We start from the raw sequence: 24180 nt of genomic DNA on the forward strand, positions 1-24180 counted from the left end.
TCAGGCTGCCACCCGGTCGATGCCGGCCCAGACGATGGGGGAGCGGCGGGCGGCGCGTGGCAGCCGGAGGGTCGCCTGCCGGAACGCGCGCACGGCGCCGGTGGCGGCCGCGTCGGTGAGCGACAGCCCGGGCAGCGAGTACATCCGCCGCGCCCAGGCCGGCAGCAGCGCCACGGAGAGCGCGGCCAGCCCACCCCAGGCCGGCTGGGCCGGGGTCAGGTACCGCACCCAGGTGGGCATCGGCGGGAGCACGACCAGCCGGTAGGCGTCGCGCGCGGCGGTGGTCGCGCCCAGCTCCGGTCGCATCCGCTCGAAGTAGGCGGCGAGGTCGTCCACCGACGCGGGCACCTCGGCCCGCTCGACGCCGATCAGCTCGGCCGCGGTCACCTGCTCGGCCACGTACCGGTCGGCGTCGTCGTCCGAGAGCTCCAGGCCGCCCCGCCGCGCCGCGGTGAGCAGCGAGTCCACCTCGCAGCAGTGCACCCACAGCAGCAGGTCGAGGTCGTCGACCCGGTAGGTGCGCCCGGTCGTCTCCTCGGTCCCGCCCAGCCGCCGGTGGATGCCGCGCACCTGGGCGGCGGCCCGCACGGCCTCGGTGCGGGTGCCGAACGTGATGGTGTCGACGTAGGCGGCGGTGCGGATCAGCCGGGGCCACGGCTCCTCCCGTAAGGCGCCGGAGAACTTCGCGACGCCGTCCATGGCCACCGGGTGCAGGGCCTGGAGGAGCAGCGCGCGCAGCCCGCCGACGGAGAACGAGGGATCGGCGTGCACCCGCCAGGTCACGCTGTCCGGGCCGAAGAAGCCGAGCCGGTCCTCCTCGTCGGTCCACTCGGCGCGCTTCGGCAGCCGGGTCATGCCGGGACCACGTCCGCCCAGAAGCTGCAGAGCACCTCGAGCGTGCGCGGCGGGTTCTCCACGGCGGGGGAGTGGATCGAGTTGTCGATGACCTCGTGCCGCGCCCCGAGCCGCTGCGCCATGTCGTTCTGCACGTGCGGCAGCCAGGCGTCGTCGGCCTCGCCGTGGGCCACCAGGACCGGGATCCCGACGGCCTTCAGCTCCTCGACGCGGTCCGGCTCGCCGAGCATCGCGTCGGCCATGCCGCGCAGCCCCGCGGCGGAGTTGGCGAGGAAGCGCCGGGCGTAGAACTCCCGGGTCGGCGCGGGGACCGCCTGCGCCCGGGGGTCGGTCATCGCCACCTGCTCCAGCGTCTCGTGCACCAGGGGCACCCCGCCGGCGTCGAGCAGCGGGGCGAGGTGGTCGAGCAGCTCCGCCCGCCGGCCGGTGAGCCGCGAGGGCCCGGACCCGAGCAGCGTGAACGACGTGAAGAGCTCCGGCTCGGACAGCACCGCCGCCCGCGTGACCAGGCCGCCGAAGCTGTGCCCGACCAGGTGCAGCGGCTCGCCGGACTCCTCGCGCAGGACCCGGGCGACGGCGACGACGTCGGCCCCGAGGATCTCCACGGTGTACTGCGCCGGGTCGTCCGGGCCGGGGGACTCGTACTGGCCGCGCTGGTCCACGGCGACCACGCGGAATCCCGCCTCGGCGAGCGGTCGGAGCAGCGGGGCGAAGTCCTCCTTGCTCCCGGTGTAGCCGGCCACCATGAGGACGGTGCCGCGGGCGGCGTCGCCGCCGGTGTCCAACGCGGCCAGGGGGCCGGCGCCACCGGGGAAGCTGCGTGCCCCGGCGTCGTGCTCGGCGAGCTGGCGCAGGTCGTCGGGGGCGATGGCGAGGGGCACGGCATCGGGGCCGCCGGGCATGACCATGGTCCCCAGTGAACCCCGTTCGCCGGAGCGGTGCTGCCGGGGGTCAGCGGTAGCCGAGCACGCGGTCGGCCAGCCGCGCGACGACGACCGGGCCGACGAGCGTGGTCGTGCTCCCGGCGGGCAGGTCCTCGACGGTGGACCGGGCCACCTCGACGCCGGTCGCGGCCTCGCGCGAGACGACCGCGTCGCCGTCCGGGACCGGCAGCACCGTGCCCTCGGCGTCCGGGCCGGGCAGCCCTGTGGCGGGTGACTCCCAGAGCAGCTGACCCGAGGCCGGGTCGAGCGCGGTGAGCCGTCCGCCGGCGGCGACCAGCACCGCGGCCGGGACCGACGTCTGCTGCGCGGAGCGGTCCGGACCGGTGGGCAGCGTCGTCAGCTGGGTCCCGTCGGCGGAGCCGAACAGCCGGATCTCGTCGCCGGCCAGCACGCCCACGAGCCCGTCGGCGCCGAGCAGGACGGCGTCGCCCCGGTCGCCGACCACCACGTCGCGGACCCAGTGCTCGTCGCCGTCGAAGCCGTCGGCCAGCCGCAGCTGCAGCGCGTCCCGTTCGCCGCAGCGCTGCAGCACCGCGATCCCGGCGCTCCCGGCCGCGGCGTCCAGCAGCCGGCACCCGTCCGGGGCCGACCAGCGCCAGCGGATGTTGTTGCCGGTCGGGTCGAGCGTGACCATGCCGGTCGGGCTGTGCGCGAGCACGATCCGGCTGGTGGAGGTGAGCGTCGCGTCGGCGCGGAAGTTGACGTTCCGGGTCCAGCTCCGCACGCCGGTGCCGGCGTCCAGGCCGACGGCCTCGTCGCACCGGTCCGCGGTGCGGAAGACCGCGACCGCGACGCCGTCGGTCGCGGTGAGCCCGCAGAGCCAGGCGTTGTCCCGCGTGTAGTGCCAGACCTCCTCGCCGGTCGCCGGGTCCAGCGCCCGGACGCCGTGCTCGGAGCCCACCAGCACCCGGCCGTCCTCGACCACGTCCTCGGGTAGGGGATCGCCGGCGGCCGACCAGACCCGGGAGACGGCGCCGGCCGGCGCCCCCGAGGGGACGTCGGCCGGGCGCGCGGTGGTGCTGGAGGTGGCCGCCGCGTCGGAGCCCCGCCAGAGCAGGGCTGCGACGACGACGAGCGCCAGGGTGGCCGCCGTCCAGACCCAGACCCGCGCAGGCGGGAACCGGAGACGGGACATGCCGACCCCGAGGTTCAGGAGGCGGACTCGGGAGCCCCGGCGGCGGAGCCACCGCGACCCGCGCCACCGCGACGGCGACGACGACGGGGACGGCTCGCGCCGCCCTCGGACGAGCCCTCGGCCGCCGGGGCGTCCGACTGCGCGGGAGCCTCGGACGAGCCCTCGGCGCTGCCCGCGCCACGGGTGCGACGGCGGGGGCGGCTCTTGCCCCCACCGGCGGGCTTGTCCTCGTCGACGGTCCGGCCGCCCGGGCCACGCGAGTCGCCCCGCCCACCGGAGTCACGCCCGCCGGCGGCTGCCGGACGGTTGCGCTTGCCGGTCTCGCCGAGGTCCTCGAGCACCTCGCCCTCGAGGCCCTCGCGGGTGCGCTGCGAGCGCGGCAGCCGGCCCTTGGCGCCCTCGGGCACGTCGAGGTCGGAGTAGACCCACGGCGAGGTGGAGTACGTCTCCGGCGGGTCGTCGAAGCCGAGGCCGAGCGCCTTGTTGATCAGCTGCCAGCGGGGGATGTCGTCCCAGTCGACCAGCGTGACGGCGACACCGGTGCTGCCGGCGCGGCCGGTGCGGCCGATCCGGTGCACGTAGGTCTTCTCGTCCTCGGGGCACTGGTAGTTCACGACGTGGCTGACGCCGGTGACGTCGATGCCGCGGGCGGCGACGTCGGTGGCGACGAGGACGTCGACCTTGCCGCTGCGGAAGGCGCGCAGCGCCTGCTCGCGGGCGCCCTGGCCGAGGTCGCCGTGCACCGCGGCCGCGGCGAACCCGCGGTCGACGAGCTCGTCGGCGACCTTCTGCGCGGTGCGCTTCGTGCGGCAGAAGACCATGACCAGGCCGCGGTCGCGGGCCTGCAGCACGCGCGAGAGCAGCTCGGGCTTGTCCAGGTTGTGCGCCCGGTAGATGAACTGGGTCGTCTGCGGGACCGTCGAGCCCTCGTCGTTGCCGTGCGCCCGGATGTGCGTCGGCTGGGTCATGAAGGTGCGCGACAGCGTCACGATCGGGCCGGGCATGGTGGCCGAGAAGAGCATCGTCTGCCGCTTCTCCGGGACCATCGCGAGGATCCGCTCGATGTCGGGCAGGAAGCCCAGGTCGAGCATCTCGTCGGCCTCGTCGAGGACGAGCGCCTTGACCTTGCCCAGGATCAGGTCGCCGCGCTGGGCCAGGTCGAGCAGCCGGCCGGGGGTGCCGACGACGACCTCGACGCCGTTGCGCAGCGACTCGATCTGCGGCTCGAACGCGCGGCCGCCGTAGATGGCCTGGACGCGCAGCCCGCGCTTGGCGCCAGCGGTGCCGAGGTCGCGGGCGACCTGGACGCACAGCTCACGGGTGGGGACGACGACCAGCGCCTGCGGGACGCCGTCGCCGCCCTCGCTCGGCGGCGTGACGCGGGTGAGCATCGGGACGCCGAAGCCCAGGGTCTTGCCGGTGCCCGTCCGGGCCTGGCCGATGAGGTCGTTGCCGGCCAGCGCCAGGGGGAGGGTGAGCTCCTGGATGGCGAAGGTGCGGGTGATCCCGGCGTCGGCCAGCGCGGAGACGATGTCGGGGTGGACGTCGAAGTCGCTGAACAGCGGGCTGTCGGGCGCCACAGGGGCGCCGCCGAGCTCCTCGACGGTCTGCTCGAGCTCCTCGGGGGCGGGCGCGCCGGTCTCGGCGTGGTCCAGCTCCGCGATGGGGATGTCGGTGGGGGTCTGCTCGGTGGAGGTCAGTGCACTCGCCTCTGGTCTGCTGGGGGACCGGCTGCGGTGGCGGTGTCGCCGCCTCGCGCCCGTCCCGGTCTGGTGTCGCGGGTCGGTTCCAGCGCCGACGCGGCCAGCAGACCGGGCCTCGCAACAGCCCGGGAGACAGCCCCAGGGGCGTCGTCCAGCGGTCGTCAGCGCACAGATGTACGAGCGCGCCCGAAGGCTCGCCGATTCCCATGCTAGCGCGGGCACCGGTTAGCCTCTCCGCGCCGCGCTCCCCGATGTCGCGTCGGTCACTCGTCGGGGGCACCACCACCGCCGTCGAACTGCAGGAGATGCCGTGCCCCCGGTCGACAACACGGCCGTCGCCGAGCTGCTGGGTGCGCTGGCCTACGCCGAGCTGACCGCGTTCGACCGGCTCGCCGAGGACGCCCGCATGGCGCCGACGCTCGCCGGTCGCGCGGCCCTGTCCCGCATGGCCGCCGCGGAGATCGCCCACCACGTCCGGCTCACCGCGCGGCTGACCGAGCTCGGCATCGACCCCGCCGTGGCCATGGCGCCGTTCGTCTCCGCGCTCGACACCTTCCACGAGAGCACCCGCCCCAGCACCTGGTTGGAGGGGCTGGTCAAGGCCTACGTCGGTGACGGGCTGGCGACCGACTTCTACCGGGAGATCGCCGGCTTCCTGCCCGAGCCCGACCGCGGTCTGGTGCTCGAGGTGCTCGCCGACACCGGGTACGCCGACTTCGCCGTGCGGGAGGTGCGGGCCGCGATCGCGGCGAACCGCAAGGTGGCCGGCCGGCTCGCGCTCTGGGGCCGGCGGCTGGTGGGGGAGGCCATGACGCGGTCCCAGGCGGTGATCGCCGAGCACGAGGGGCTGACCGAGCTCATCGTCACCGGAACCGGCGACCTGTCCGGCATCGGCCGGCTCATCGACCGGATCACCGCCGCGCACACGGAGCGGATGAAGGCGCTCGGCCTCAACCCGTGACGATGTCATCGTCGGCCTCCGGCCGACACCGCGGCCAGGTGCCGTACCCCCGCTGCTCGGAGCGCGTCCGTCGCGCCTGCGCGGACCCCTCCGGGGCCCACTCGCCACGACCACGCGCAGAAGGGGCGTCTCCGCCGCAGCGGAGACGCCCCTTCAGGTGCGCTGGTTCAGCTGCCGGCGCCTGCGATGAAGCCGACGCGGCGCTGGTCGGCCTGCGCGATCTCCACGTAGGCGATCCGGTCGACCGGGACGAGGAGCTTGCGCCCCCGCTCGTCGACCAGGGTGAGCAGGCCGTCCTTGGTCGAGCCGGACATGGCCGCGGCCACGTCCGCCGCGATCTCGTCGGGGGTCTTGGGGCTGTCGATGACCAGCTCCCGGGGCGAGTGCTGGACGCCGATCTTGACTTCCACGTGGGCGATGCCTCCTCGTTGGCGCGACTGGCCCCAACGCTAGTCCAGTCGGCGGCGTGAGGACCGGGCGAGCGGGTGCGCCGTCAGCGAACGCCGGTCAGTCGCCCTCGACGCGGGGGAATCCGGAGATGCCGCGCCAGGCCAGGGAGGACATCAGCTCGACCGCCTCGTCGCGGGACACCGTGCCCTTGCGCGGCAGCCACCAGCGGGCGCTGCCCTCGGCGAGGCCGGACAGCCCGGAGGCGATGAGCAGGGCGCGCTCGGGGTCGGCCCCCGTGTCGGCGGCGATCACCCCGGCGATGGCCTCGACGCACACGCGGGTGCCGCGGTCCACGATCGCGCGGACGTCGTCGTCGTTGCGCAGGTCGGACTCGAAGACCAGCCGGAAGGCCTCGCCGTCGGCGTCGATGAAGTCGAAGTAGGCGCCGACGGCGGCGTCGACGCGGGTGCGGTTGTCCTCGGTGCGGCCCATGGCCTCGCCCACCCGGTCGGCGAGCTCGGAGACGTGCTCCTCCAGCAGCGCCAGGTAGAGCTCCCGCTTGCCCGGGAAGTGCTGGTACAGCACCGGCTTGCTGACGCCGGCGCGGTCGGCGATGTCGTCCATCGCGGCGGCGTGGAAGCCGTGCGCGACGAAGACGTCCTGGGCGGCGCGAAGGAGCTGCAGCCGGCGGGCGCCGCGCGGCAGGCGGGAGGTGCGCCGACTGGCCGCGGCGGGGCGTGATGGCTGCATGGCGGGAGGATGTTACCGAGCGGTTCCCCTCGCATCCGGGGTGCGGCGTGCAGCGTTACCGTCGCGAGTGATGTCCGAGGCCGATCTCTCTCCCACTCCGCTGCCGCAGACGAAGGGCGTTCTCCCGCCGTGGCCGGGCCAGGAGGTGCCCGTGCGCGGAGGAACGGTGTTCGTCCGGCACACGCCGTGGAGCGGTCCGGTGGACCGCGCGGCGGGCGACGACGCGCCGCGCGAGCGGGCGCTGTACGTGCACGGCCTCGGCGGGGCGTCGACGAACTGGACCGACCTGGCCGCGCTCCTCTCGGTCCGGTTCGAGGGGTGGGCGGTCGACCTGCCGGGGTTCGGCCACTCGCAGCCGCCGCGCGGCGACCACTACTCGGTCCGGGGCCACGTGCGCAGCGTCGTGGACGTCCTCGAGCACGTCCGGGCCCAGCCGGGGGAGGGCGCGGGCCGGCCCGTCCACCTCGTCGGCAACTCGCTCGGCGGGCTGGTCAGCCTGCTCGTCGCCGCCCGGCGCCCCGACCTCGTCGCGACGCTGACGCTGGTGTCGCCGGCGATGCCGGTCTACCGCGTGCCCCCGGCCTTCAGCCGCCTGCTGCTGCTCCTCCTGGTCCCGGGTGTCCCGACCCTCGCCGAGCGCCGGCTGGCCGGCGTCGCCCCGGAGGAGAGCGTCCGGTCGATGATCCGGATGTGCTTCGGGAACCCGGCGGCGGTGCCGCCCGAGCGGATCGAGCAGGCGGTGCAGGAGATGCGTGAGCGGGCCGGGCGCCCGTGGGCCGACCGGGCGCTGGCCCGCAGCATGCGCGGCCTCATCACGTCCTACCTGCGGGTCGGCCGGGCGAACGCCTGGCGGGCGGCCCGCGGCCTGAAGATGCCGACCCTCGTGGTGTGGGGCGGCCGCGATCGCCTCGTCGACCCGGCCCTCGCGCCGCGGCTGGCCGCCGCCGTTCCCGGCGCCCGGCTGCTGGTCCTCGACGGCGTGGGGCACGTGGCGATGCTCGAGGCGCCGGAGCCGACCGCGCGGGCGGTCCTGGCGCTCGTCGAGCACCGACCCGCCGCACCGGGCGGCTCGGACGTGCCGGCTGGCGTCGACACGCCACGCAGCGTGAGACGCTGATGTCCTGACGGCGGAAGCGTCGAGGAGCAGGGAGACCGGCCGGTGGGTGGACGTCTGACCGACGACCGGCCCACGCCTCGCCCGGCACCCCTCGTCGCCCACCGGGAACCGCGGGTGGCGCCGCCCAGCCGGGGGCCCGAGCGCAGGGCCGGCCGGGTGCGACGGTTCGTCCGGCGGCACGGCTGGCGGGCCTACGCGATCCCGTTCCTCGTCGTCGCCACCGTCGCCGTCCTGGTGGACCTGGCCTTCCACCCGCCGGGGTCCGGCTCCTCGGCCGTGGCCGTGTCCCAGCCCAGCGCCACGACGGCGCCGACGACGACGGTCGCGCCGCCGTCACCCACGGCACCCGCGGAAGGCGATGCGGGCCCGACCGAGACCGTTCCGCCGGCGGTCGCCGACTCCTACGTCGAGCGCGGCGCCGGCACCCTGTCGATCGTCGACGGCGCCTCCCAGGTCTACGGCACCGGTCCGCTGAAGCGCTTCGTCGTCGAGGTCGAGGACGGCATCGGCGTCGACGGTGCCTCCTTCGCCGACGCCGTCGCCCAGACCCTCGGCGATCCCCGTTCCTGGGGTAGCGGCGGCCGGATGTCCTTCCAGCGGGTGGGCGCCGCCGAGGCGGCGGCCCGGCAGTACGACTTCCGCGTCAGCCTGGTCAGCCCCGGCAGCATGGAGACCTACTGCCCCGGAGTCGGCACCGGCGGCTACACCTCGTGCCGCTACGGCGAGCGGGCCGTCATCAACCTCGCGCGCTGGGCCACCGCCGTCCCCGACTACCAGGGCGACGTCGCCACCTACCGGCTCTACGTGGTCAACCACGAGGTCGGGCACGCCCTCGGCAACGGCCACGAGGACTGCCCCGGCGCCGGGCAGCTCGCCCCGGTGATGCAGCAGCAGACCCTGGGTCTCGAGGGGTGCGCGAAGAACGCCTGGCCCTTCCCCTGACCCGGCTGCGCGGACCACGCCGCGGTGGGATTACCCGGGCCTGTCACGCTGTTCTCCACTCGAACGCCGGTCCTCCGGGGCCGCTGTCCGCGACGTGAAGGAGCAAGCGTGTCCCTGCCACCGCTGGTGGAGCCGGCCGCAGACCTGTCGATCGACGAGGTCCGCCGGTACAGCCGTCACCTGATCATCCCCGACGTCGGCATGGACGGGCAGAAGCGCCTGAAGAACGCCAAGGTGCTCGCCGTCGGTGCCGGTGGTCTGGGCTCGCCGGTGCTCATGTACCTGGCCGCCGCCGGGGTCGGCACCCTCGGCATCGTCGAGTTCGACACCGTCGACGAGTCCAACCTGCAGCGCCAGATCATCCACGGCGCCTCCGACGTCGGCCGGTCCAAGGCCGAGAGCGCGCGGGACTCCATCAGGGAGATCAACCCGCTCATCGACGTCCGGCTGCACGAGACGCGGCTGGACAGCGACAACGTCATGGAGATCTTCGCCGACTACGACCTGATCGTGGACGGCACGGACAACTTCGCCACGCGCTACCTGGTCAACGACGCGTGCGTGCTGCTGAACAAGCCCTACGTCTGGGGCTCGATCTACCGGTTCGACGGTCAGGTCTCGGTCTTCTGGAACGACCACGGGCCGAACTACCGCGACCTCTACCCGGTCCCGCCGCCGCCCGGCATGGTGCCCAGCTGCGCCGAGGGCGGGGTGCTCGGCGTCCTCTGCGCGACGGTCGGCGCCATCCAGGCCACCGAGGCCGTCAAGCTCATCACCGGCGTCGGCGAGACGCTGCTGGGCCGGCTGATGGTCTACGACGCCCTCGAGATGACCTTCCGCGAGATCAAGATCCGCAAGGACCCGGAGGGTGAGCCGATCACCGGCCTCATCGACTACGAGACCTTCTGCGGCGTCGTCTCCACCGAGGCCCAGGAGGCCGCGGCCGGCGCGACCATCACCGTCGACGAGCTCAAGGACATGATGGACGCCGGCAAGGACTTCGAGCTGATCGACGTCCGCGAGCCGAACGAGTACGAGATCGTGTCGATCCCGAGCGCGAAGCTCATCCCCAAGGACGAGCTGCTGTCGGGCCGGGCGCTGTCGCAGCTGCCGCAGGACAAGCCGATCGTGCTGCACTGCAAGACCGGTGTGCGTTCGGCCGAGGTGCTCGCCGCGATCAAGAACGCCGGCTTCAAGGACGCCGTCCACGTCCAGGGCGGCGTGACGGCGTGGGCCACCCGCATCGACAAGGCGCTGCCCACGTACTGAGCGTCGGATTACGGCCCGGTTCGTTCCTCTCGGGGAGCGGGCCGGGCCGTCGTCGTCTGTACTGGGTCGCATGGCCGACTTCTCGCCCGTCGAGCTCCTCGAGCTCTTCCAGCGCGCCCAGAACCAGTTCACCGACCGGGTGGATGCCGTCGACCCCGACCAGTGGGAGGAGCCGTCGCTCCCGGGCTGGACGGTCGCCGACCTGGTCGCGCACCTCGTGAGCGAGCAGCTCTGGGTGCCGCCGCTCCTGGCCGGTGAGCCCTACGCCGAGGGCCGTTTCCCCGACGAGACCACCGACCTGCTCGGGAACGACCCCTTCATCGGCTGGGAGTCCGCGGCCGACGACGCGCTGTCGGCCTTCGCCGAGGACGACGCCCTCGTGCGCACGGTCCACCTGGAGCGCGGCGCCACCCCGGCCACCCGGTACATCCTCGAGATGACCGCCGACCTGACCGTGCACGCCTGGGACCTCGCGCACGCGACCGGAAGCGACACCCAGCTGGACGGCGAGCTCGTGACGGCCGCACTCGTCTTCGCCGAGCAGTTGCCGGAGGACGGCGTCCCGGGGCTCTTCGACCCGCCGCTGGACGTGTCCTCCTCGGCCTCGCCGCAGACCCGCCTGCTCGCCCGTTTCGGCCGCAAGGACTCCTGACGGGAGGACCCCCTCGCCCCCCACCGCTCGCATGCTCGCGACGGGGCCCTGCGAGGGGGCCGGGGATCGCGTCAGGATGGGCGGGTGACCGATGCCGTGCTCGACGTCGATGAGGCCGTGTTCGACGCCGTGGACCGCATCCCGCCGGGTCGGGTGAGCACCTACGGCGCGATCGGCCGGCTGGTCGGCGTCGGGCCCCGTCGGGTCGCGCGCGCCCTCTCGCAGGGCGGGGGAGCGGTGCCCTGGTACCGGGTGGTGCGCGCCGACGGGACGGCCGCGGAGCCGGTGCGGGCCCGGCAGCTGGAACTGCTGGCAACCGAGGGCGTGCCCGTGCGCAACGGTCGGGTGGTCCTGGCCGCCGTCGGCTGGCCGGACTGACGCCGTCCTCAGGTTCCTGGTCGTTCGTGCCGAACAGAGAGGCATGAACACGATGGCATGCCGAGCGGTCGCCCAGGCGGGGCTGTCCGCCGCGACCGCCTCCCTCGACGACGAGGGGGCCTGGCCGCTGCTGCTCGTCGCCGGCTGGCTCACCACCGCCGCCGACCTGACCCTCGAGCAGACCCTCCTGGACTCGTTCGTCTGACCTACGGCTGCGGCTGCTGCGCGGGAAGAGCCGGCAGCGGCCGGATCGCCCGGCGCGGCCGAGCCGACGGACGGCGAGCCGTCCTGGCCTCCTCGGCGAGCTGACGGGCGGCCACGACCGACGCCGGCTCGGGGGCGGTCACCCGTACCCCAGGTCTTCGCGGCACTGCTGCTCCACGACGGCGTAGGTCTCCATCTCCGCCGGGTCGTCGGTCTCGTAGCCGAAGGAGTCGGGGTGCACGGTGACCTCCACGCCGCGACCGGTCAGGCACTGCACCATGGACGAGAGGTAAGCGGTGGGGGAGCCCACCACCGCGGTACCGGGCCGCTCGGTGTCGAACTGCTGCGGCGGCATCCGGTAGGCGACCGCGCCGTCGCGGAGCACCTGCAGCTCGACGTACAGCGGCCAGGTCGGGCTCGGCGCCCTGCTGATCGCCACGCCGTCCACGGCGGGCACGTCCTGGTAGCCGCCGACCGGTTCGCCGTCCGCGTCCAGCGCGCCGTACCGGACCTGGTCGCCCGGCTTGGTCACCACGACCAGGTAACCCTCGTCGCCGGTCGCGTCGTGCAGCGCCATGGGGGTGTCGGGGAAGGCGAAGTCCGGACCCCACGTCAGAGCCATGCCGTCCGCGGTGGCACCGGTGAACCAGGCGAAGAGCGTGCGGTCGCCGACCACCCCTTCGACCAGCGCCCACACCTGCCCGTCGGTCATCTCCCCGGCGAACAGCACCCGGCGGGTGTCCACGGGAGGGACGACGGACTCCCCGGGGTCACGGGGGATGCCGTCGTCCCAGCTCAGCTGCACGATCCGGTCGAGGAGCTCCCGGTCGCCGGCCAGCGAGCCGCGGGTCGGGATGTCGTAGAGGTCCACCGCGCGCTCGGCGCTCTCGCGGGGGCCGGCTGCCTGTCCGGGGTCCTCCAGCTGCGTGCGCAGCAGGGGCAGCCCGCCGCTCAGCAGCGCGACCGCGAGCGCCCCGCCGACGAGCCCGCCGGCGACCTGCCGGGTGCGCCGGCGCCGGAGCTCGCGGGAGCCGGCGAGGACCGTCTCGTGCAGGTCCCAGCGGGGAGCGTCCACGGCGTCGGCACGGTCGGCGAAGTTGCTGCGCAGGAGCTGTTCGACGTCCATCTCAGCGGCCTCCGTTCACGTAGGCGGGGTTCTCGACGAGGGCTCTCAGGCGGTCCAGACCCCGGCTGGTCTGGGTCTTGACGGTGTTGACCGAGCAGCCGAGCACCGCGGCCGTGCCGGTCTCGCTCAGGTCCTCCCAGTAGCGGAGGACCAGCACCGCACGCATGCGGGGCGGCAGCGTCGCGAGCGCCTGGGTGAGCTCGTCGCGGTCGCCGAGGTCGGAGCGGGGCCGGTCGTCGGCCTGCTCGACCGCGGGCAGGTCGACGATCTCCTGCACGGTCCGCCGCCGGTGCCATCCGGCGGCGGTCGTGACCAGCGCCTTGCGGACGTAGGCATAGGGGTCGCCGCGCTCGCTGACCCGCCGCCAGTGCCGGTACACCTTGATGAGTGCGGCCTGGAGGAGGTCCTCGGCGTACCCGCGGTCGTGGGTCAGGAGGACCGCGGTCCGCAGCAGCGCGGCCGACCGGGCGGCGACGAACGCCTCGAAGGACGCCTCGTCGTCGTCTCGCACGTCTGTCTCCCTCCGGTCGAGCCCTCATCCGGTAACACGCGGTCCGCGGTTGTCCCGGGTGACAGCGTTACCGAACCGTGACGTCGGCGTCCGGCCGGCACCACGCCGGCCCCGTCCGCCCCGCGGCGCGCAGGAGTGTCAGGGGTACGTGTTTCCATCGGGGTGTGGCACAGCGCGGGGGTGAGGACGGTCCGGTCTACCGGCTGCTCGCCGGGGAGCCGCAGCGCACCACGGTGCCGGTGCTCGACCCGACGCAGCAGGCGGTCGTCGACCACCCGGGCGGGCCGCTGCTGGTGCTCGCCGGACCAGGGACCGGGAAGACGACGACGATCGTCGAGGCGGTCGCGGCGCGCATCGGTGCCGGGATCGATCCCGAGCAGATGCTCGTCCTCACCTTCAGCCGGAAGGCCGCCGCGGAGCTGCGCACGCGGATCACCTCCCGGGTCGCGCGCACGATCCGCGAGCCGCTGGCCCGCACGTTCCACTCCTACGCCTACGGCGTGCTGCGCCGGGCCGCCGTCCTCCGGGGCGATCCGCCGCCCCGGCTGCTCACCTCCGCCGAGCAGGACGCCGTCGTCGCCGAGCTGCTGCGCGGTGACGCCGAGGGGCTGGGAACGGTCCGCTGGCCCGAGGACCTCGCGCCGGCACTGGGCACCGAGGGCTTCCGCGCCGAGCTGCGCGACCTGCTCCTGCGCGCCACCGAGCGGGGCGTCAACGCAGCGCAGCTGGCCGCCTGGGGCCAGGAGTCCGGCAACGAGCACTGGGTGCACGCCGCGGCCTTCCAGCAGCAGTACGAGAACGTCAGCGACTTCTGGGTGGCCTCCCGCGGTGACGCCTCCGGGTACGACCCCGCAGAGCTCGTCCGGCAGGCGATCCTGGAGCTGAGCGAGGACCCGGAGCTGCTGCGCCAGGAGCGCGAGCGCGCGAGCTGGCTGTTCGTCGACGAGTACCAGGACACCGACCCCGCCCAGGTCGAGCTGCTCGAGCTGCTCGCGGGGGGCGGCGGCAACCTGGTCGCGGTCGGTGACCCCGACCAGTCCATCTACGCCTTCCGCGGCGCCGAGCCCCGGGGCATCGTCGAGTTCCCGGAGCGCTTCCGGCACACCGACGGACGCGCCGCCCGCCGGGTCTCCCTCGGGGTCTGCCGGCGCTCGGGCGAGGAGCTGCTCCGGATCAGCCGGCAGGTCGCCGAGGGGCTGCCCGGGCCGTGGGAGCACCGGCGGCTGGCCGCGGGGGAGGGCACCCCGCCCGGCGAGGCCGAGGTGCACGTGTTCGGGTCGGCCGCCGTCGAGGCCGCCTACGTCGCCGACGCCCTGCGCCGGGCGCACCTGCTCGACGGCGTCCCGTGGTCGGAGATGGCCGTCGTCGTGCGCACCGCCTCGGTGCTCGGACCTTTCCGGCGCGCCCTGGCCTCGGCCGGGGTGCCGGTCACCGTCTCCACCGACGACCTGCCGCTGGCCGCCCAGCCCGCCGTCGCCCCCTTCCTGCACTGCCTCACCGCGCTGCTGCCGGGGAAGGACGCCGAGCCGGCAGGGCTGGACGAGCCGGGCGCCGAGGCGCTGCTCGCCTCCGCTCTGGGCGGCGCCACCGTGCTCGACCTCCGCCGGCTGCGCCGTGCCGTGCGGGTCGCGCTCGCCAAGCAGGGGGTCGACCCCGCCGAGCGCGGGGCGCCCCTGGCCGACGCGCTGACCGACGCCGCGCTGCTGGAGGCGCTGCCCGAGCACGTCGCCCGCCCGGCTGCCCGGGTGGCGTCGGTGCTCGACGCCGGCCGGCTGGCCCTGGCGCAGGAGGGCACCGCCGAGGACGTGCTCTGGGCGATGTGGCAGCGCAGCGGCCTGTCCTCCCGCTGGGCGAAGGCCAGTGCCGTCGGCGGGCCCACCGGTGCGGTGGCCGACCGCGACCTCGACGCCGTCGTCGCCCTCTTCGACGCCGCCGCGGGCTTCGTCGACCGCCTGCCGTCGGCCGACGTCCGCGCCTTCGTGGACCACCTGTCCGCGCAGGAGCTGCCCGGTGACACCGGCGCGGCGCGGGCGGTGGCCGGCGAGACCGTCCGGCTGCTCACCGCGCACGCCTCCAAGGGGCTGGAGTGGGAGCTGGTCTGCCTCGCCGGGGTGCAGGAGGGCGTGTGGCCCGACCTGCGCGAGCGCACCTCGCTGCTGGGTGCCGAGGTCCTCGTGGAGAGGGCGGCCGGCATCGACGGCGCCCGCACCGACCGACGCGCCCTGGCGCTGGCCGAGGAGCGCCGGCTGTTCTACGTCGCCTGCACCCGCGCCCGGCGGCGGCTCGTGGTGAGCGCGGTCGAGGGCGCCCTCGACGGCGCCGACGCCGGCGCGACCGCCTCCCGGTTCCTCGACCTGGTGTCGCCCCCTCCACCGGACGGCCGACCGCTCACGGAGCTGCCGCGCGCGCTAACCCTCTCCGCACTGGTCGCCGAGCTGCGCCGGGCGCTCACCGACCCGCACACGCCGGCCGCCCGACGGTCGGCCGCCGCCTCCGTGCTGCGCCGGCTGGCCGACGAGGGAGTCCCCGGTGCCGCGCCGGCGCGCTGGTGGGGGCTGGCGCCGCTGTCCGACGACGCCCCGCTGGTGCCCGAGGAGAAGTCGGTACCGGTGCGTCCCTCGGCCATCGAGACCTTCCAGCGCTGCCCGCTGCGCTGGGTGCTCGGCGCCGTGGGTGCCGAGGCCTCGCCCGACTCCACCCGCACGGTCGGGACGGCGGTGCACGACGTCGCGCAGCAGGTCGCCGAGGGGATGCCGGCGGCCGACGCCCGCGGAGCGCTCGACGCCGAGCTCGACCAGCTCGACCTGGGGCCGGGGTGGGCCGACCAGCGGCAGCGCGTGCAGGCGCAGGACATGCTCGACCGGTTCCTGCGCTGGCACGCCACCAACGGCCGGGAGCTGATCGGGGCCGAGGGCAAGGTCGACGTCGTCGTCGGGCGCGCGCGCATCAGCGGCCGGGTCGACCGGCTCGAGCGCGACGCCGAGGGCCGGCTGGTCGTCGTCGACCTCAAGACCGGCAAGACCGCGGCGAAGAACACCGAGGAGCACGGGCAGCTCGCCGCCTACCAGGTGGCGATCGCCGCCGGCGGGTTCGCCGAGCACGGCACGGTTCCCGGCGGAGCGGCCCTGCTGCAGGTCGGCACCGGAGCCAAGGCGAAGGAGCAGCACCAGGAGCCCCTGCCGGCGGACGTGCCGGTGGGCGAGACGTGGGCCGGGCAGCTGGTCGCCGAGGTGGGCGACGGCATGGGGGCGGGGACGTTCGAGGTGCGCACCGGCACGCACTGCTCGCGGTGCCCGGCGCGGCGCAGCTGCCCGTTGCAGGAGCCCGGCCGGCAGGTGACCGGATGAGCCGCCGCGACGACGGCCAGCTGAGCTTCGAGGACCTGTTCGCCGAGGTCGCCGCCCAGGAGCCCGCGGCCCGCCGGGTGCTGAGCCCCGCGGAGGTGGCGGAGCGCTGCGGCCTGTCCTACGCGCCCTCGGACGAGCAGGCCGGGGTCGTCTCCGCCCCGGCGGACCGGCCGCTGGTCGTGGTCGCCGGCGCCGGGTCGGGCAAGACCGAGACGATGGCCGCGCGGGTGTCCTACCTGGTGGCCAACCGGATCGTCGAACCCGAGGCGATCCTCGGGCTGACCTTCACCCGCAAGGCGGCCAGCGAGCTCAACGAGCGCATCCGGCTGCGGCTGGGCGCCCTGGCGCGGCACCCCGACACCGAGGACGACCTCCGCGAGCGGCTGGCGATCGCCCAGCCGACCGTGTCGACCTACCACGGCTACGCGGCCGCGCTGGTCGCCGAGCACGGGCTGCGGATCGGCGTGGAGCCCGGCGCCGGCGTGCTCGGACCGGCCATGTGCTGGGGGCAGGCGGCGACCGTGGTGGCCGCGTGGACCGGCGACATGTCCGACGTCCCGCTCACGCTGCTGACCACCGTCGAGGACGTGCTGGCGCTCGCCGGGGAGATGGGGGAGCACGACGTCACCCCCGCGGCGCTGCGCAACTGGACGGCGCGGCTGGAGGCGCAGGTCGCCGGCTACCCGGACGCGCCGAAGAAGAAGGGCCCCTACGCCGCGGTCACCGAGATGCTCGCCCGGCAGAAGGCCCGGGTGGCGCTGCTGCCGCTGGTGGAGGGCTTCGAGGCCCGCAAGCGGTCGCTCGGGTCCATCGACTACGCCGACCAGGTCGCCTACGCCGCGCGCATCGCCGTCTCCTCGCCCGAGGTCGGCCGGCGCGAGCGGGCGCGGTGGAAGGTCGTCCTGCTCGACGAGTACCAGGACACCAGCGTCGGGCAGTTGCGCATGCTGGAGGCGCTCTTCGGCGGGGCCACCGGCCACCCGGTCCTGGCCGTCGGTGACCCCCGCCAGTCGATCTACGGGTGGCGCGGGGCGTCGGCCGGCACCATCGAGCGGTTCGCCCGCACCTTCCCCGGCCTGCCCGGACGCGAGGCCGAACGGCTCACCCTCGCCACCAGCTGGCGCAACGACGAGGCGGTGCTGGCGGTGGCCAACGCCGTCTCGGGGATGCTGCCCGAGCCGGCCCAGCCGCTGCCCGACCTGGCTCCGGCGCCGACCGCAGGTCGCGGCTCGGTCACCGTCGGGCTGTACGAGACCGTCGCCGACGAGACCGCCGCTCTGGCCGACCGGATGGCCGCCTGCTGGAACGGCACGGACGCCGTCGTGCAGCCCAGGGCCGACGGTCGTCCGCCCTCGATGGCGGTCCTCGTGCGCACCCGCAAGCAGCTGCCCGGCATCGCCGCGGCTCTGCGCGAGCGCGGCCTCCCGGTCGAGGTGGTCGGGCTCGGCGGACTGCTGGAGGTGCCCGAGGTCTCCGACGTCGTCGCCACCCTCACCGTGCTGGTCGACCCGACCGCCGGTGACGCCATGGGGCGGCTGCTGACCGGGGCCCGCTGGCGGATCGGTCCGCGGGACCTCGCCGCGCTGGAGGCCCGCGCCCGCGCGCTGGTGCACTCCCGCCGTCCGGCCCGGCCGGCCGACGGGGCGGAGGCCGCGGCGGCGACCGCGGAACCGCCGCAGGAGCGCGGCAGCATCGTGGAGGCGCTGGACGACCTCGGCGACGCCGAGCAGTACTCGCCGACCGGGTACCGGCGGATGCGCCACCTGGGTGCCGAGCTCGCCCACCTGCGCGGTCGGATCGGGGAGTCGCTGCCCGACCTCGTCGACGAGGTGGCCCGGACGCTGGGCCTGGAGACCGAGCTGGCCAGCGCGCCCGGCGTCAGCCCGGCCGGTGCCCGCGCCCACCTCGATGCGCTGCACGGGGTGGCCGCCGAGTTCACCGAGCTGGCCGAGCTGCCCTCGCTGCCGGCGTTCCTGGGCTACCTGCGCGATGCCGAGCAGCGCGAGCGCGGCCTGGAGCCCGGGGAGGTCGCGGTCAACCCGGAGGCGGTCCAGCTGCTCACCGGTCACTCCGCCAAGGGCCTCGAGTGGGACGTCGTCGCGGTGCCCGGCATGACCGACGGGCAGTTCCCTGCGCGCAGCAACGCGAGCGACTCCTGGATCAAGGATCCCGGGGCCGTGCCTGCCGAGCTGCGGCTCACCGACCGTGCCGAGCTGCCCCGCCTGAAGCTCCCGGTGCCCGGCTCCGGCGACCAGGCGGTCGTGCGCGACGCGCTGGAGGAGTACGTCCAGGACTGGAAGGACTTCGGCCGCGACGAGGAGATCCGCCTCGGCTACGTCGCCGTCACCCGCGCCAAGCGGCTGCTGCTGTGCTCGGGCAGCTGGTGGCGCGACGGCGTCAAGCCGTGCGGTCCGTCGTCCCTGCTGGAGACCGCCAAGGAGGCGTGCGAGGCAGGGGCGGGCGCCGTGGTGCAGTGGGCCCCCGCACCCGAGGACGGCGCCACCAACCCGGCGCTGGAGGAGTGGGCGGTCGGCGTGTGGCCGGTCGACCCGCTCTCCGAGCCGCGCCGGCGGGCACTGACGGCGGCCGCCCAGCTGGTCGAGGGCGCGGCTGCGCACCCCCTGGACCCCGACCGGAGCCTCGGCGGTGAGGACGAGCTGGTCGACTCCTGGGTGCGTGACGCCGACCTGCTGCTGCGCGAGCGCGCCCGGCACGCCAGCCCGACCGTCGACGTGCCGCTGCCCTCGCACCTGTCGGTGTCCGCGCTGGTCACCCTCCGCCGCGACCCGGCCGAGCTGGCCCGCCGGCTGCGGCGTCCCATGCCGGCCGCGCCTGCGCCCCAGGCGCGCCGCGGCACCGCGTTCCACGCGTGGCTGGAGGAGCGATTCGGTGCCGCGCGGCTGGTCGACCTCGACGAGCTCCCGGGCTCCGGGGACGAGCTGGCCGCGCCCGACGACGCGCTGACCGAGCTGCGCGAGGCGTTCCTCGCCAGCGAGTGGGCCGACCGGCAGCCGATCGAGGTCGAGGTGCCGTTCGAGACGCCGCTGGGGCCGCTGACCCTGCGGGGGCGGATCGACGCGGTCTTCCAGCGGGAGGACGGCGGCTTCGAGGTCATCGACTGGAAGACCGGTCCGCCGCCGACCGCGGGGGAGATGGCCGCCGCGGGGGTGCAGCTGGCCGCCTACCGGCTGGGCTGGTCCCGGCTGACCGGCGTGCCGGTGGAGCGGGTGAGCGCCGGGTTCCACCACGTGGCCGCCAAGGAGACGATCCGCCCGGTCGACCTGCTCGACGAGGCCGGCCTGCTCGCGCTGGTCACCGGCAGCGAGGAGTAGCTCGACCTGTCGACGAGTCGACATGTCGCTCAGTCGAGGAGCAGCTCGAACTCGTCCACGGACGCGCCCTCGGGGGAGCGGTGCTGCCGGGCCACGGCCATGCCGAGCTTCCGTGCCACCCCCGCAGAGGCCTCGTTGCCCTGCTGGACCACCGAGACCAGCTGCGGGACGCCACGAGCACGGGCCAGCTCCACCGCCGCGCGAGCCGCCGCCGTCGCCAGCCCGCGGCCCCAGAAGCGTCGGCCCAGCCGCCAGCCGGCCTCGAGCGACCCGGTCGGACCCCAGGGGTGGCTCCACGGGTGGATGCCCGCGAAGCCGGCCACCTCGTCGTCGACGACCACGCTGAACAGGCACAGCCCGGTGCTCTCGGCGAGGTCCCGCTGCCGCTGCACCAGGCCCGCGTAGTACTCGCGATCCCGGATCTCGCCGGCCCCGATGAACCGCATGACCTCGGCGTCGTCGAACAGCTCGAACCAGCGTCCGGCGTCCGCGGTGGTCGGGACCCGCAGGCCCGGGCCGGTCACGAGGAGGCGACGCGGTCCAGGATCGCCGCCGCCAGCTGCTCCGGTGCCTGCTCCGGGATCCAGTGCGTGACGCCCGGCAGCTCGACGAACCGGTAGTCGCCGGTCACGAACTCCGCGCACGCCTCGGCCGCGGTCCGCCCGATGGCGACGTCGCCGTCGCTCCACACGAAGGTCGTGGGCACGTCGACCTTGTCCACGCGGATGTCGGAGCTCATCGCCCGGTACCAGTTCAGCGCCGCGGTCAGCGCACCCGGCGCCGACAGCACCGCCACGTACTCGTCGGCCGCCTCGGGGGAGACCCCGGTGTCGCCCTCGGTGCCCAGCAGCATGCGGCGCAGCCGGCGCGCGTCGTCGGCCAGCAGCACCTCCTCGGCCTTGCCCGGCTGCCAGAACAGGCGGATGTAGGCCGACCGCTCCTTCTGCTCCGGGTCGATCCGGAAGGCGGCGGTGTACGCGGCCGGGTGCGGCACCGACACCGCGGTGAGCGAGCGGACCCGGTCGGCGTGCCAGGCGGCCATCGTCCAGGCGACGGTCGAGCCCCAGTCGTGGCCCACGACGTCCGCCACCGGGATCTCCAGCGCCGTCATGAGGTCCGCGGTCACCTGCGCCAGGTTCTGCATGGCGTAGGCGCCGACCTCGTCCGGTCGCGCGCCGGGGGAGTAGCCGAGCTGGTCGGGCGCGTAGGTGCGCAACCCCGCCTCGGTCAGCAGCGGCGTCACCGCGGCCCACGACGCCGAGGTCTCGGGGAACCCGTGCAGCAGCAGGACCGGCCGGCCGTCCTCGGGGCCGTCGGCCCGCACGTCGAAGGTCAGGTCGCCGACATCTACGCGCAGCAGCTCTCCGGGCATGCCCCGGACGCTATCCGGGCGACGGGTCGCGCGCTGGCAGCACTACCGTCACGAGCCGTGACCAGCGAGCGCGAGTACGTCACCGCCCACATCGACGAGCTCCACGCCGATCTCGAGGTGTGGCTGCGGATCCCGTCGATCTCGGCGGACCCGGCGCACGCCGACGACGTCGCGGCGAGCGCCGCCTGGCTCGCCGAGGCGCTCACCCGCACCGGTTTCCCGATCGTGGAGATCTGGCCGACCGCCGGCGCGCCCGCCGTCTTCGCGGAGTGGCCGAGCGCGGACCCGGACGCTCCCGTCGCGCTGGTCTACGGACACCACGACGTGCAGCCGGTCGACCCGCTCGAGCTGTGGGAGCACCCGCCGTTCGAGCCCACCCGGGTGGACGGCCCTCATGGCCCCGAGCTGCACGGCCGGGGCGCCAGCGACGACAAGGGCGTGCTGATCGTCCACCTGCTGGGCCTCCGCGCCCACCTGGCCGCCACCGGCCGCGACACCCCCGCGGTGACGATCAAGCTGCTCGTGGAGGGCGAGGAGGAGTCCGGGTCACCGCACTTCGAGGCGCTGCTGCGCGAGCGCCGGGACCGGCTGGGCTGCGACGTCGTCGTGGTCAGCGACACCGGCATGGCCGCACCCGACGTGCCGAGCGCGGTGACCGCCATGCGCGGGCTGGCCGACGCCGAGATCACCCTGCGCGGCCCGCGGGTCGACCTGCACTCCGGCTCCTTCGGCGGCGCCGTCCCCAACCCGCTGCACGCCCTGGCCGAGCTGATCGCGAAGCTGCACGACGAGGACGGGCGGGTGACGATCCCCGGCTTCTACGACGAGGTGCGGCCGCTGTCGGACCGCGAGCGCGACCTGATGGGGCGGGTGCCCTTCGACGAGCAGGCGTGGCTGGCCGGGCCGGCCGCCTCGCGAGCCACCTTCGGCGAGGCCGGCTTCAGCACCCTGGAGCGCACCGGCGCCCGCCCGACCGCCGAGGTCAACGGCATGTGGGGCGGCTACACCGGCCCCGGCCACAAGACGATCATCCCGGCCGAGGCGCACGCCAAGGTGACCTTCCGGCTGGTCTCCGACCAGGTGCCTGCGGACGTCGGGCCGCGGCTGAAGGCCTGGGTCGAGGCCAACGTCCCGGCCGGCATCGAGGCCGAGGTGCACACCCCGCCCGGTGGCGTCGCGCCGTGCGCCAGTGACCTGGACTCCCCGCACATGGACGCGCTCCTGGCCGCCATCGGCCAGGCCTTCGACACCGATCCCGCCGACGTGCTGCTGACCCGCGAGGGTGGCAGCGGGCCCGAGGCGGCCATCGCCGGCGAGCTCGCGGCGCCGCTGCTGTTCCTCGGCATCGGCCTGCCCACCGACCGGATCCACTCGCCGAACGAGCGGGTGCTGCTGCCGATGCTCACCCGCGGCGCGGAGGCCGCCGCGCACCTGTGGCGCGAGCTGGCCGGCCGCCGGGCGGGCTAACGCGTCCCGACGACGACGGTGGCGCCGCGTTCGTCGTCGGTCACCAGCCGGGCCCGCAGGCCCGCTGAAGTGACCAGCTCCAGCGCGGAGGCCGACTGACCCTCGCTGCACTCGAACAGCAGCGAACCACCGGGCGCGAGCCACGCAGCGCCGTCCGCGGCGAGCCGGCGCGCGAGCGACAGCCCGTCCGGCCCGCCGTCGAGGGTTCCCCGCGGCTCGTGGTCCCGCGCCTCGGGCGGCATCAGCGCGATCGCCTCGGTCGGCACGTACGGCACGTTGGCGGTGAGGACGGCGACGCGGCCGCGGAGCTCGCCCGGCAGTGCGCCGAACAGGTCGCCCTCGTGCACCGGCACCCCGGGCAGGTTCCGGCGCGCGCAGGCCACCGCCGCGGGGTCGACGTCCGCGGCGTGCAGGTCGACGTCCGGCCGGGCGGCCAGGACGGCGACCGCCACCGCCCCGGATCCGCAGCACAGGTCGACGACGACAGCCCCGGGGCCGCACAACCGCACCGCCTCGGCCACGAGCACCTCGGTGCGCCGGCGCGGGACGAACACCCCCGGCGCGACGGCGATCCGCAGCCCGCAGAACTCCGCCCAGCCCAGCAGGACCTCCAGCGGAGCGCCGGCCACCCGCCGCTCCACGAGGTCGGCCAGCGCGCCCGCGCCCGAGGCCGCCCCGGCGAGCAGCAGCGCCTCGTCCTCGGCGAACACGCAGCCGGCAGCGCGCAGCCGGCGGACCACGTCGTCGTCCGGGACAGCGGGATGCACGGCGCCTCCGGGCTCGAGGGGGTCGGCCGACCTAGGCTGGCGGGGTGACCGGAGCCGGGCAGACCCCTCCACCTGGCTGGTACGCCGATCCCAGCGGCGCGCCCGGCATGGTGCGCTGGTGGGACGGGTCGGCCTGGTCCGACGTCATGATGCCGTCCGGGCCGGGCGTCGCGGTGCGGAGCACCCCCGCGGACGCCGCTCCCCGGCCGGCGGACCCCGAGCCGGTTCCGGCGAAGGAGCCCGATCGCCCCTCGGGCCCTTCCCGCGCGTGGACCGTCGCCGTCGCGATCGTCGTCGTCGTGGCCGCGGTGATCGGCACCCTGCTCGCCATCCGGTCCGGCGAGGACGCCGACCGCACCGCCTCCCCGCCGTCCTCGGGCGCCGATCCCGCGCCGCCGTCGGCCGCGGGCCCCACGTTCCCGCCCGGCACGGTGCGGATCATCGACCGGGCCGCGGGCATCTCCTACCCCTACCTGGGCGAGGGCTGGTCGGAGTTCGACCTGGGCATGCAGCTGGAGACGACGGAGACCACCGGGCAGTACTTCACCACCCAGGACGACACCCCCGACGGCGGGCTGTTCATCTCGCAGTGCACCTCCGGGCCGGTCGACCCCCGGTACGGGGGAGCGGCGGACCTGCAGAACACGGTGACCAGGCTGGGCACCAGCGTGCGGGGCAACTACTACCCGGGGCCCAACGAGCTGGAGGTGCTGCGCGACGAGCCGCGCACCGTTGACGGCCGCCCGGCGCACCTCTACGAGTTCGAGCTGTCCTGGGACGTCCCGGGGTACGACGCCACGGGGGAGCGGGCCGCGCTGCTGCTCATCGACGTCGGCAGGCCCGAACCCGCGCTGCTCTACGTCTCCATCCCGAACACCCACGCCGAGCTCTACGGCGTGATCAACCGGGTCATCGACGCCGTCGAGGTGCTGTAGAGGACGACGACGGGGTGGGCCGG

At 75.1% G+C, this 24180-nt stretch carries 22 protein-coding genes; 11 read left to right on the plus strand and 11 right to left on the minus strand.

What is annotated here, in order from left to right:
* Genes DQ244_RS11050 through DQ244_RS11065 form a run of 4 tightly spaced genes read right to left on the minus strand, consistent with a single transcriptional unit; the run spans position 1 to position 4514 of the window.
* Complete coding sequence (locus DQ244_RS11050) at positions 1-855, minus strand: oxygenase MpaB family protein (RefSeq protein WP_113811501.1); 855 nt, start codon at positions 853-855, stop codon at positions 1-3.
* Complete coding sequence (locus tag DQ244_RS11055) at positions 852-1763, minus strand: alpha/beta fold hydrolase (RefSeq protein ID WP_113811502.1); 912 nt, start codon at positions 1761-1763, stop codon at positions 852-854. The genes DQ244_RS11050 and DQ244_RS11055 overlap by 4 nt, the downstream gene beginning before the upstream one ends.
* 43 nt (positions 1764-1806) lie before the next feature.
* The gene (locus tag DQ244_RS11060; RefSeq protein WP_113811503.1) at positions 1807-2934 is read right to left on the minus strand and encodes a PQQ-binding-like beta-propeller repeat protein; all 1128 of its coding nucleotides are present in this window, start codon (positions 2932-2934) and stop codon (positions 1807-1809) included.
* Positions 2935-2948: 14 nt separating this feature from the next.
* On the minus strand, positions 2949-4514 hold the full coding sequence (locus DQ244_RS11065; RefSeq protein ID WP_113811504.1) for a DEAD/DEAH box helicase: 1566 nt from the start codon (positions 4512-4514) through the stop codon (positions 2949-2951).
* A gap of 433 nt (positions 4515-4947) precedes the next feature.
* On the opposite strand from DQ244_RS11065, the gene DQ244_RS11070 reads away from it, so the two are divergent.
* Positions 4948-5598, plus strand: coding sequence for a ferritin-like fold-containing protein (locus DQ244_RS11070; protein ID WP_113811505.1), 651 nt, complete (start codon positions 4948-4950; stop codon positions 5596-5598).
* Between the two features lie 167 nt (positions 5599-5765).
* Here the strand turns inward: DQ244_RS11070 and DQ244_RS11075 are convergent, their stop codons facing one another.
* Together DQ244_RS11075 and DQ244_RS11080 are read right to left on the minus strand one after the other, a co-directional pair.
* Positions 5766-6008 carry a DUF3107 domain-containing protein gene (locus tag DQ244_RS11075; protein ID WP_113811506.1) on the minus strand — a complete coding sequence of 81 codons (243 nt, stop codon included), beginning with the start codon at positions 6006-6008 and terminating at the stop codon, positions 5766-5768.
* Between the two features lie 97 nt (positions 6009-6105).
* Positions 6106-6738, minus strand: a complete 633-nt coding sequence (locus DQ244_RS11080) for a TetR/AcrR family transcriptional regulator (protein ID WP_113811507.1) — start codon at positions 6736-6738, stop codon at positions 6106-6108.
* A 70-nt stretch (positions 6739-6808) separates the two neighbouring features.
* Between DQ244_RS11080 and DQ244_RS11085 the strand changes: the two genes are divergently transcribed.
* From DQ244_RS11085 to DQ244_RS19655, 6 genes are all read left to right on the plus strand, one after another.
* The gene (locus tag DQ244_RS11085) at positions 6809-7855 is read left to right on the plus strand and encodes an alpha/beta fold hydrolase (protein WP_113811508.1); all 1047 of its coding nucleotides are present in this window, start codon (positions 6809-6811) and stop codon (positions 7853-7855) included.
* Between the two features lie 42 nt (positions 7856-7897).
* On the plus strand, positions 7898-8797 hold the full coding sequence (locus tag DQ244_RS11090) for a DUF3152 domain-containing protein (RefSeq protein ID WP_233491323.1): 900 nt from the start codon (positions 7898-7900) through the stop codon (positions 8795-8797).
* Positions 8798-8905: 108 nt separating this feature from the next.
* Positions 8906-10066: an adenylyltransferase/sulfurtransferase MoeZ gene (gene moeZ / locus DQ244_RS11095; RefSeq protein ID WP_113811509.1), complete on the plus strand. Its 1161-nt coding sequence runs from the start codon at positions 8906-8908 to the stop codon at positions 10064-10066.
* Between the two features lie 70 nt (positions 10067-10136).
* On the plus strand, positions 10137-10718 hold the full coding sequence (locus DQ244_RS11100; RefSeq protein WP_113811510.1) for a TIGR03086 family metal-binding protein: 582 nt from the start codon (positions 10137-10139) through the stop codon (positions 10716-10718).
* A gap of 84 nt (positions 10719-10802) precedes the next feature.
* Entirely contained in the window at positions 10803-11096 is a 294-nt protein-coding gene (locus tag DQ244_RS11105; protein ID WP_199580346.1) for an MGMT family protein, read from the plus strand.
* A gap of 43 nt (positions 11097-11139) precedes the next feature.
* On the plus strand, positions 11140-11301 hold the full coding sequence (locus DQ244_RS19655; RefSeq protein WP_199580347.1) for a hypothetical protein: 162 nt from the start codon (positions 11140-11142) through the stop codon (positions 11299-11301).
* A gap of 138 nt (positions 11302-11439) precedes the next feature.
* On the opposite strand, the gene DQ244_RS11110 is transcribed toward DQ244_RS19655, so the two are convergent.
* Both DQ244_RS11110 and DQ244_RS11115 read right to left on the minus strand, forming a co-directional pair.
* Positions 11440-12426 (minus strand): hypothetical protein, encoded by a 987-nt coding sequence (locus tag DQ244_RS11110; RefSeq protein WP_113811511.1) that lies wholly within the window; start codon positions 12424-12426, stop codon positions 11440-11442.
* 1 nt (position 12427) lies between these two features.
* Positions 12428-12937 (minus strand): SigE family RNA polymerase sigma factor, encoded by a 510-nt coding sequence (locus tag DQ244_RS11115; protein ID WP_113811512.1) that lies wholly within the window; start codon positions 12935-12937, stop codon positions 12428-12430.
* A 164-nt stretch (positions 12938-13101) separates the two neighbouring features.
* Between DQ244_RS11115 and DQ244_RS11120 the strand changes: the two genes are divergently transcribed.
* Together DQ244_RS11120 and DQ244_RS11125 are read left to right on the plus strand one after the other, a co-directional pair.
* The gene (locus tag DQ244_RS11120; RefSeq protein ID WP_233491324.1) at positions 13102-16284 is read left to right on the plus strand and encodes an ATP-dependent DNA helicase; all 3183 of its coding nucleotides are present in this window, start codon (positions 13102-13104) and stop codon (positions 16282-16284) included.
* Entirely contained in the window at positions 16281-19616 is a 3336-nt protein-coding gene (locus DQ244_RS11125) for an ATP-dependent DNA helicase (RefSeq protein ID WP_113811595.1), read from the plus strand. The genes DQ244_RS11120 and DQ244_RS11125 overlap by 4 nt, the downstream gene beginning before the upstream one ends.
* Before the next feature lie 29 nt (positions 19617-19645).
* Here DQ244_RS11125 and DQ244_RS11130 read toward each other — a convergent pair whose 3' ends face one another.
* A complete protein-coding gene (locus DQ244_RS11130) occupies positions 19646-20140 on the minus strand; it encodes a GNAT family N-acetyltransferase (protein ID WP_158544525.1) in 495 nt (164 codons plus the stop codon).
* Complete coding sequence (locus tag DQ244_RS11135) at positions 20137-20988, minus strand: alpha/beta fold hydrolase (protein ID WP_113811514.1); 852 nt, start codon at positions 20986-20988, stop codon at positions 20137-20139. Before DQ244_RS11135 ends, DQ244_RS11130 begins: the two co-directional genes overlap by 4 nt.
* 57 nt (positions 20989-21045) lie before the next feature.
* Here DQ244_RS11135 and DQ244_RS11140 point away from each other — a divergent pair, with 57 nt between their 5' ends.
* Complete coding sequence (locus DQ244_RS11140) at positions 21046-22455, plus strand: M20/M25/M40 family metallo-hydrolase (protein ID WP_113811515.1); 1410 nt, start codon at positions 21046-21048, stop codon at positions 22453-22455.
* Here the strand turns inward: DQ244_RS11140 and DQ244_RS11145 are convergent.
* A complete protein-coding gene (locus DQ244_RS11145; protein ID WP_113811516.1) occupies positions 22452-23222 on the minus strand; it encodes a putative protein N(5)-glutamine methyltransferase in 771 nt (256 codons plus the stop codon). The two genes, DQ244_RS11140 and DQ244_RS11145, sit on opposite strands and share 4 nt — an antisense overlap.
* 44 nt (positions 23223-23266) lie before the next feature.
* On the opposite strand from DQ244_RS11145, the gene DQ244_RS11150 reads away from it, so the two are divergent.
* Positions 23267-24157 carry a DUF2510 domain-containing protein gene (locus tag DQ244_RS11150; RefSeq protein ID WP_113811517.1) on the plus strand — a complete coding sequence of 297 codons (891 nt, stop codon included), beginning with the start codon at positions 23267-23269 and terminating at the stop codon, positions 24155-24157.
* Positions 24158-24180 lie beyond the last annotated feature (23 nt).

The organism is Blastococcus sp. TBT05-19 (genome assembly GCF_003319095.1).
Classification (GTDB): Bacteria; Actinomycetota; Actinomycetes; order Mycobacteriales; family Geodermatophilaceae; genus Blastococcus.

Excerpts from the sequence above, each read along its gene's own strand:
- DQ244_RS11100 (WP_113811510.1), top strand. The coding sequence starts at position 10,137 with ATGGCCGACTTCTCGCCCGTCGAGCTCCTCGAGCTCTTCCAGCGCGCC.
- DQ244_RS19655 (WP_199580347.1), top strand. The coding sequence starts at position 11,140 with ATGAACACGATGGCATGCCGAGCGGTCGCCCAGGCGGGGCTGTCCGCC.
- DQ244_RS11085 (WP_113811508.1), top strand. The coding sequence starts at position 6,809 with ATGTCCGAGGCCGATCTCTCTCCCACTCCGCTGCCGCAGACGAAGGGC.
- DQ244_RS11055 (WP_113811502.1), bottom strand. The coding sequence starts at position 1,763 with ATGGTCATGCCCGGCGGCCCCGATGCCGTGCCCCTCGCCATCGCCCCC.
- DQ244_RS11125 (WP_113811595.1), top strand. The coding sequence starts at position 16,281 with ATGAGCCGCCGCGACGACGGCCAGCTGAGCTTCGAGGACCTGTTCGCC.
- DQ244_RS11135 (WP_113811514.1), bottom strand. The coding sequence starts at position 20,988 with ATGCCCGGAGAGCTGCTGCGCGTAGATGTCGGCGACCTGACCTTCGAC.
- DQ244_RS11060 (WP_113811503.1), bottom strand. The coding sequence starts at position 2,934 with ATGTCCCGTCTCCGGTTCCCGCCTGCGCGGGTCTGGGTCTGGACGGCG.
- DQ244_RS11110 (WP_113811511.1), bottom strand. The coding sequence starts at position 12,426 with ATGGACGTCGAACAGCTCCTGCGCAGCAACTTCGCCGACCGTGCCGAC.
- DQ244_RS11050 (WP_113811501.1), bottom strand. The coding sequence starts at position 855 with ATGACCCGGCTGCCGAAGCGCGCCGAGTGGACCGACGAGGAGGACCGG.
- DQ244_RS11080 (WP_113811507.1), bottom strand. The coding sequence starts at position 6,738 with ATGCAGCCATCACGCCCCGCCGCGGCCAGTCGGCGCACCTCCCGCCTG.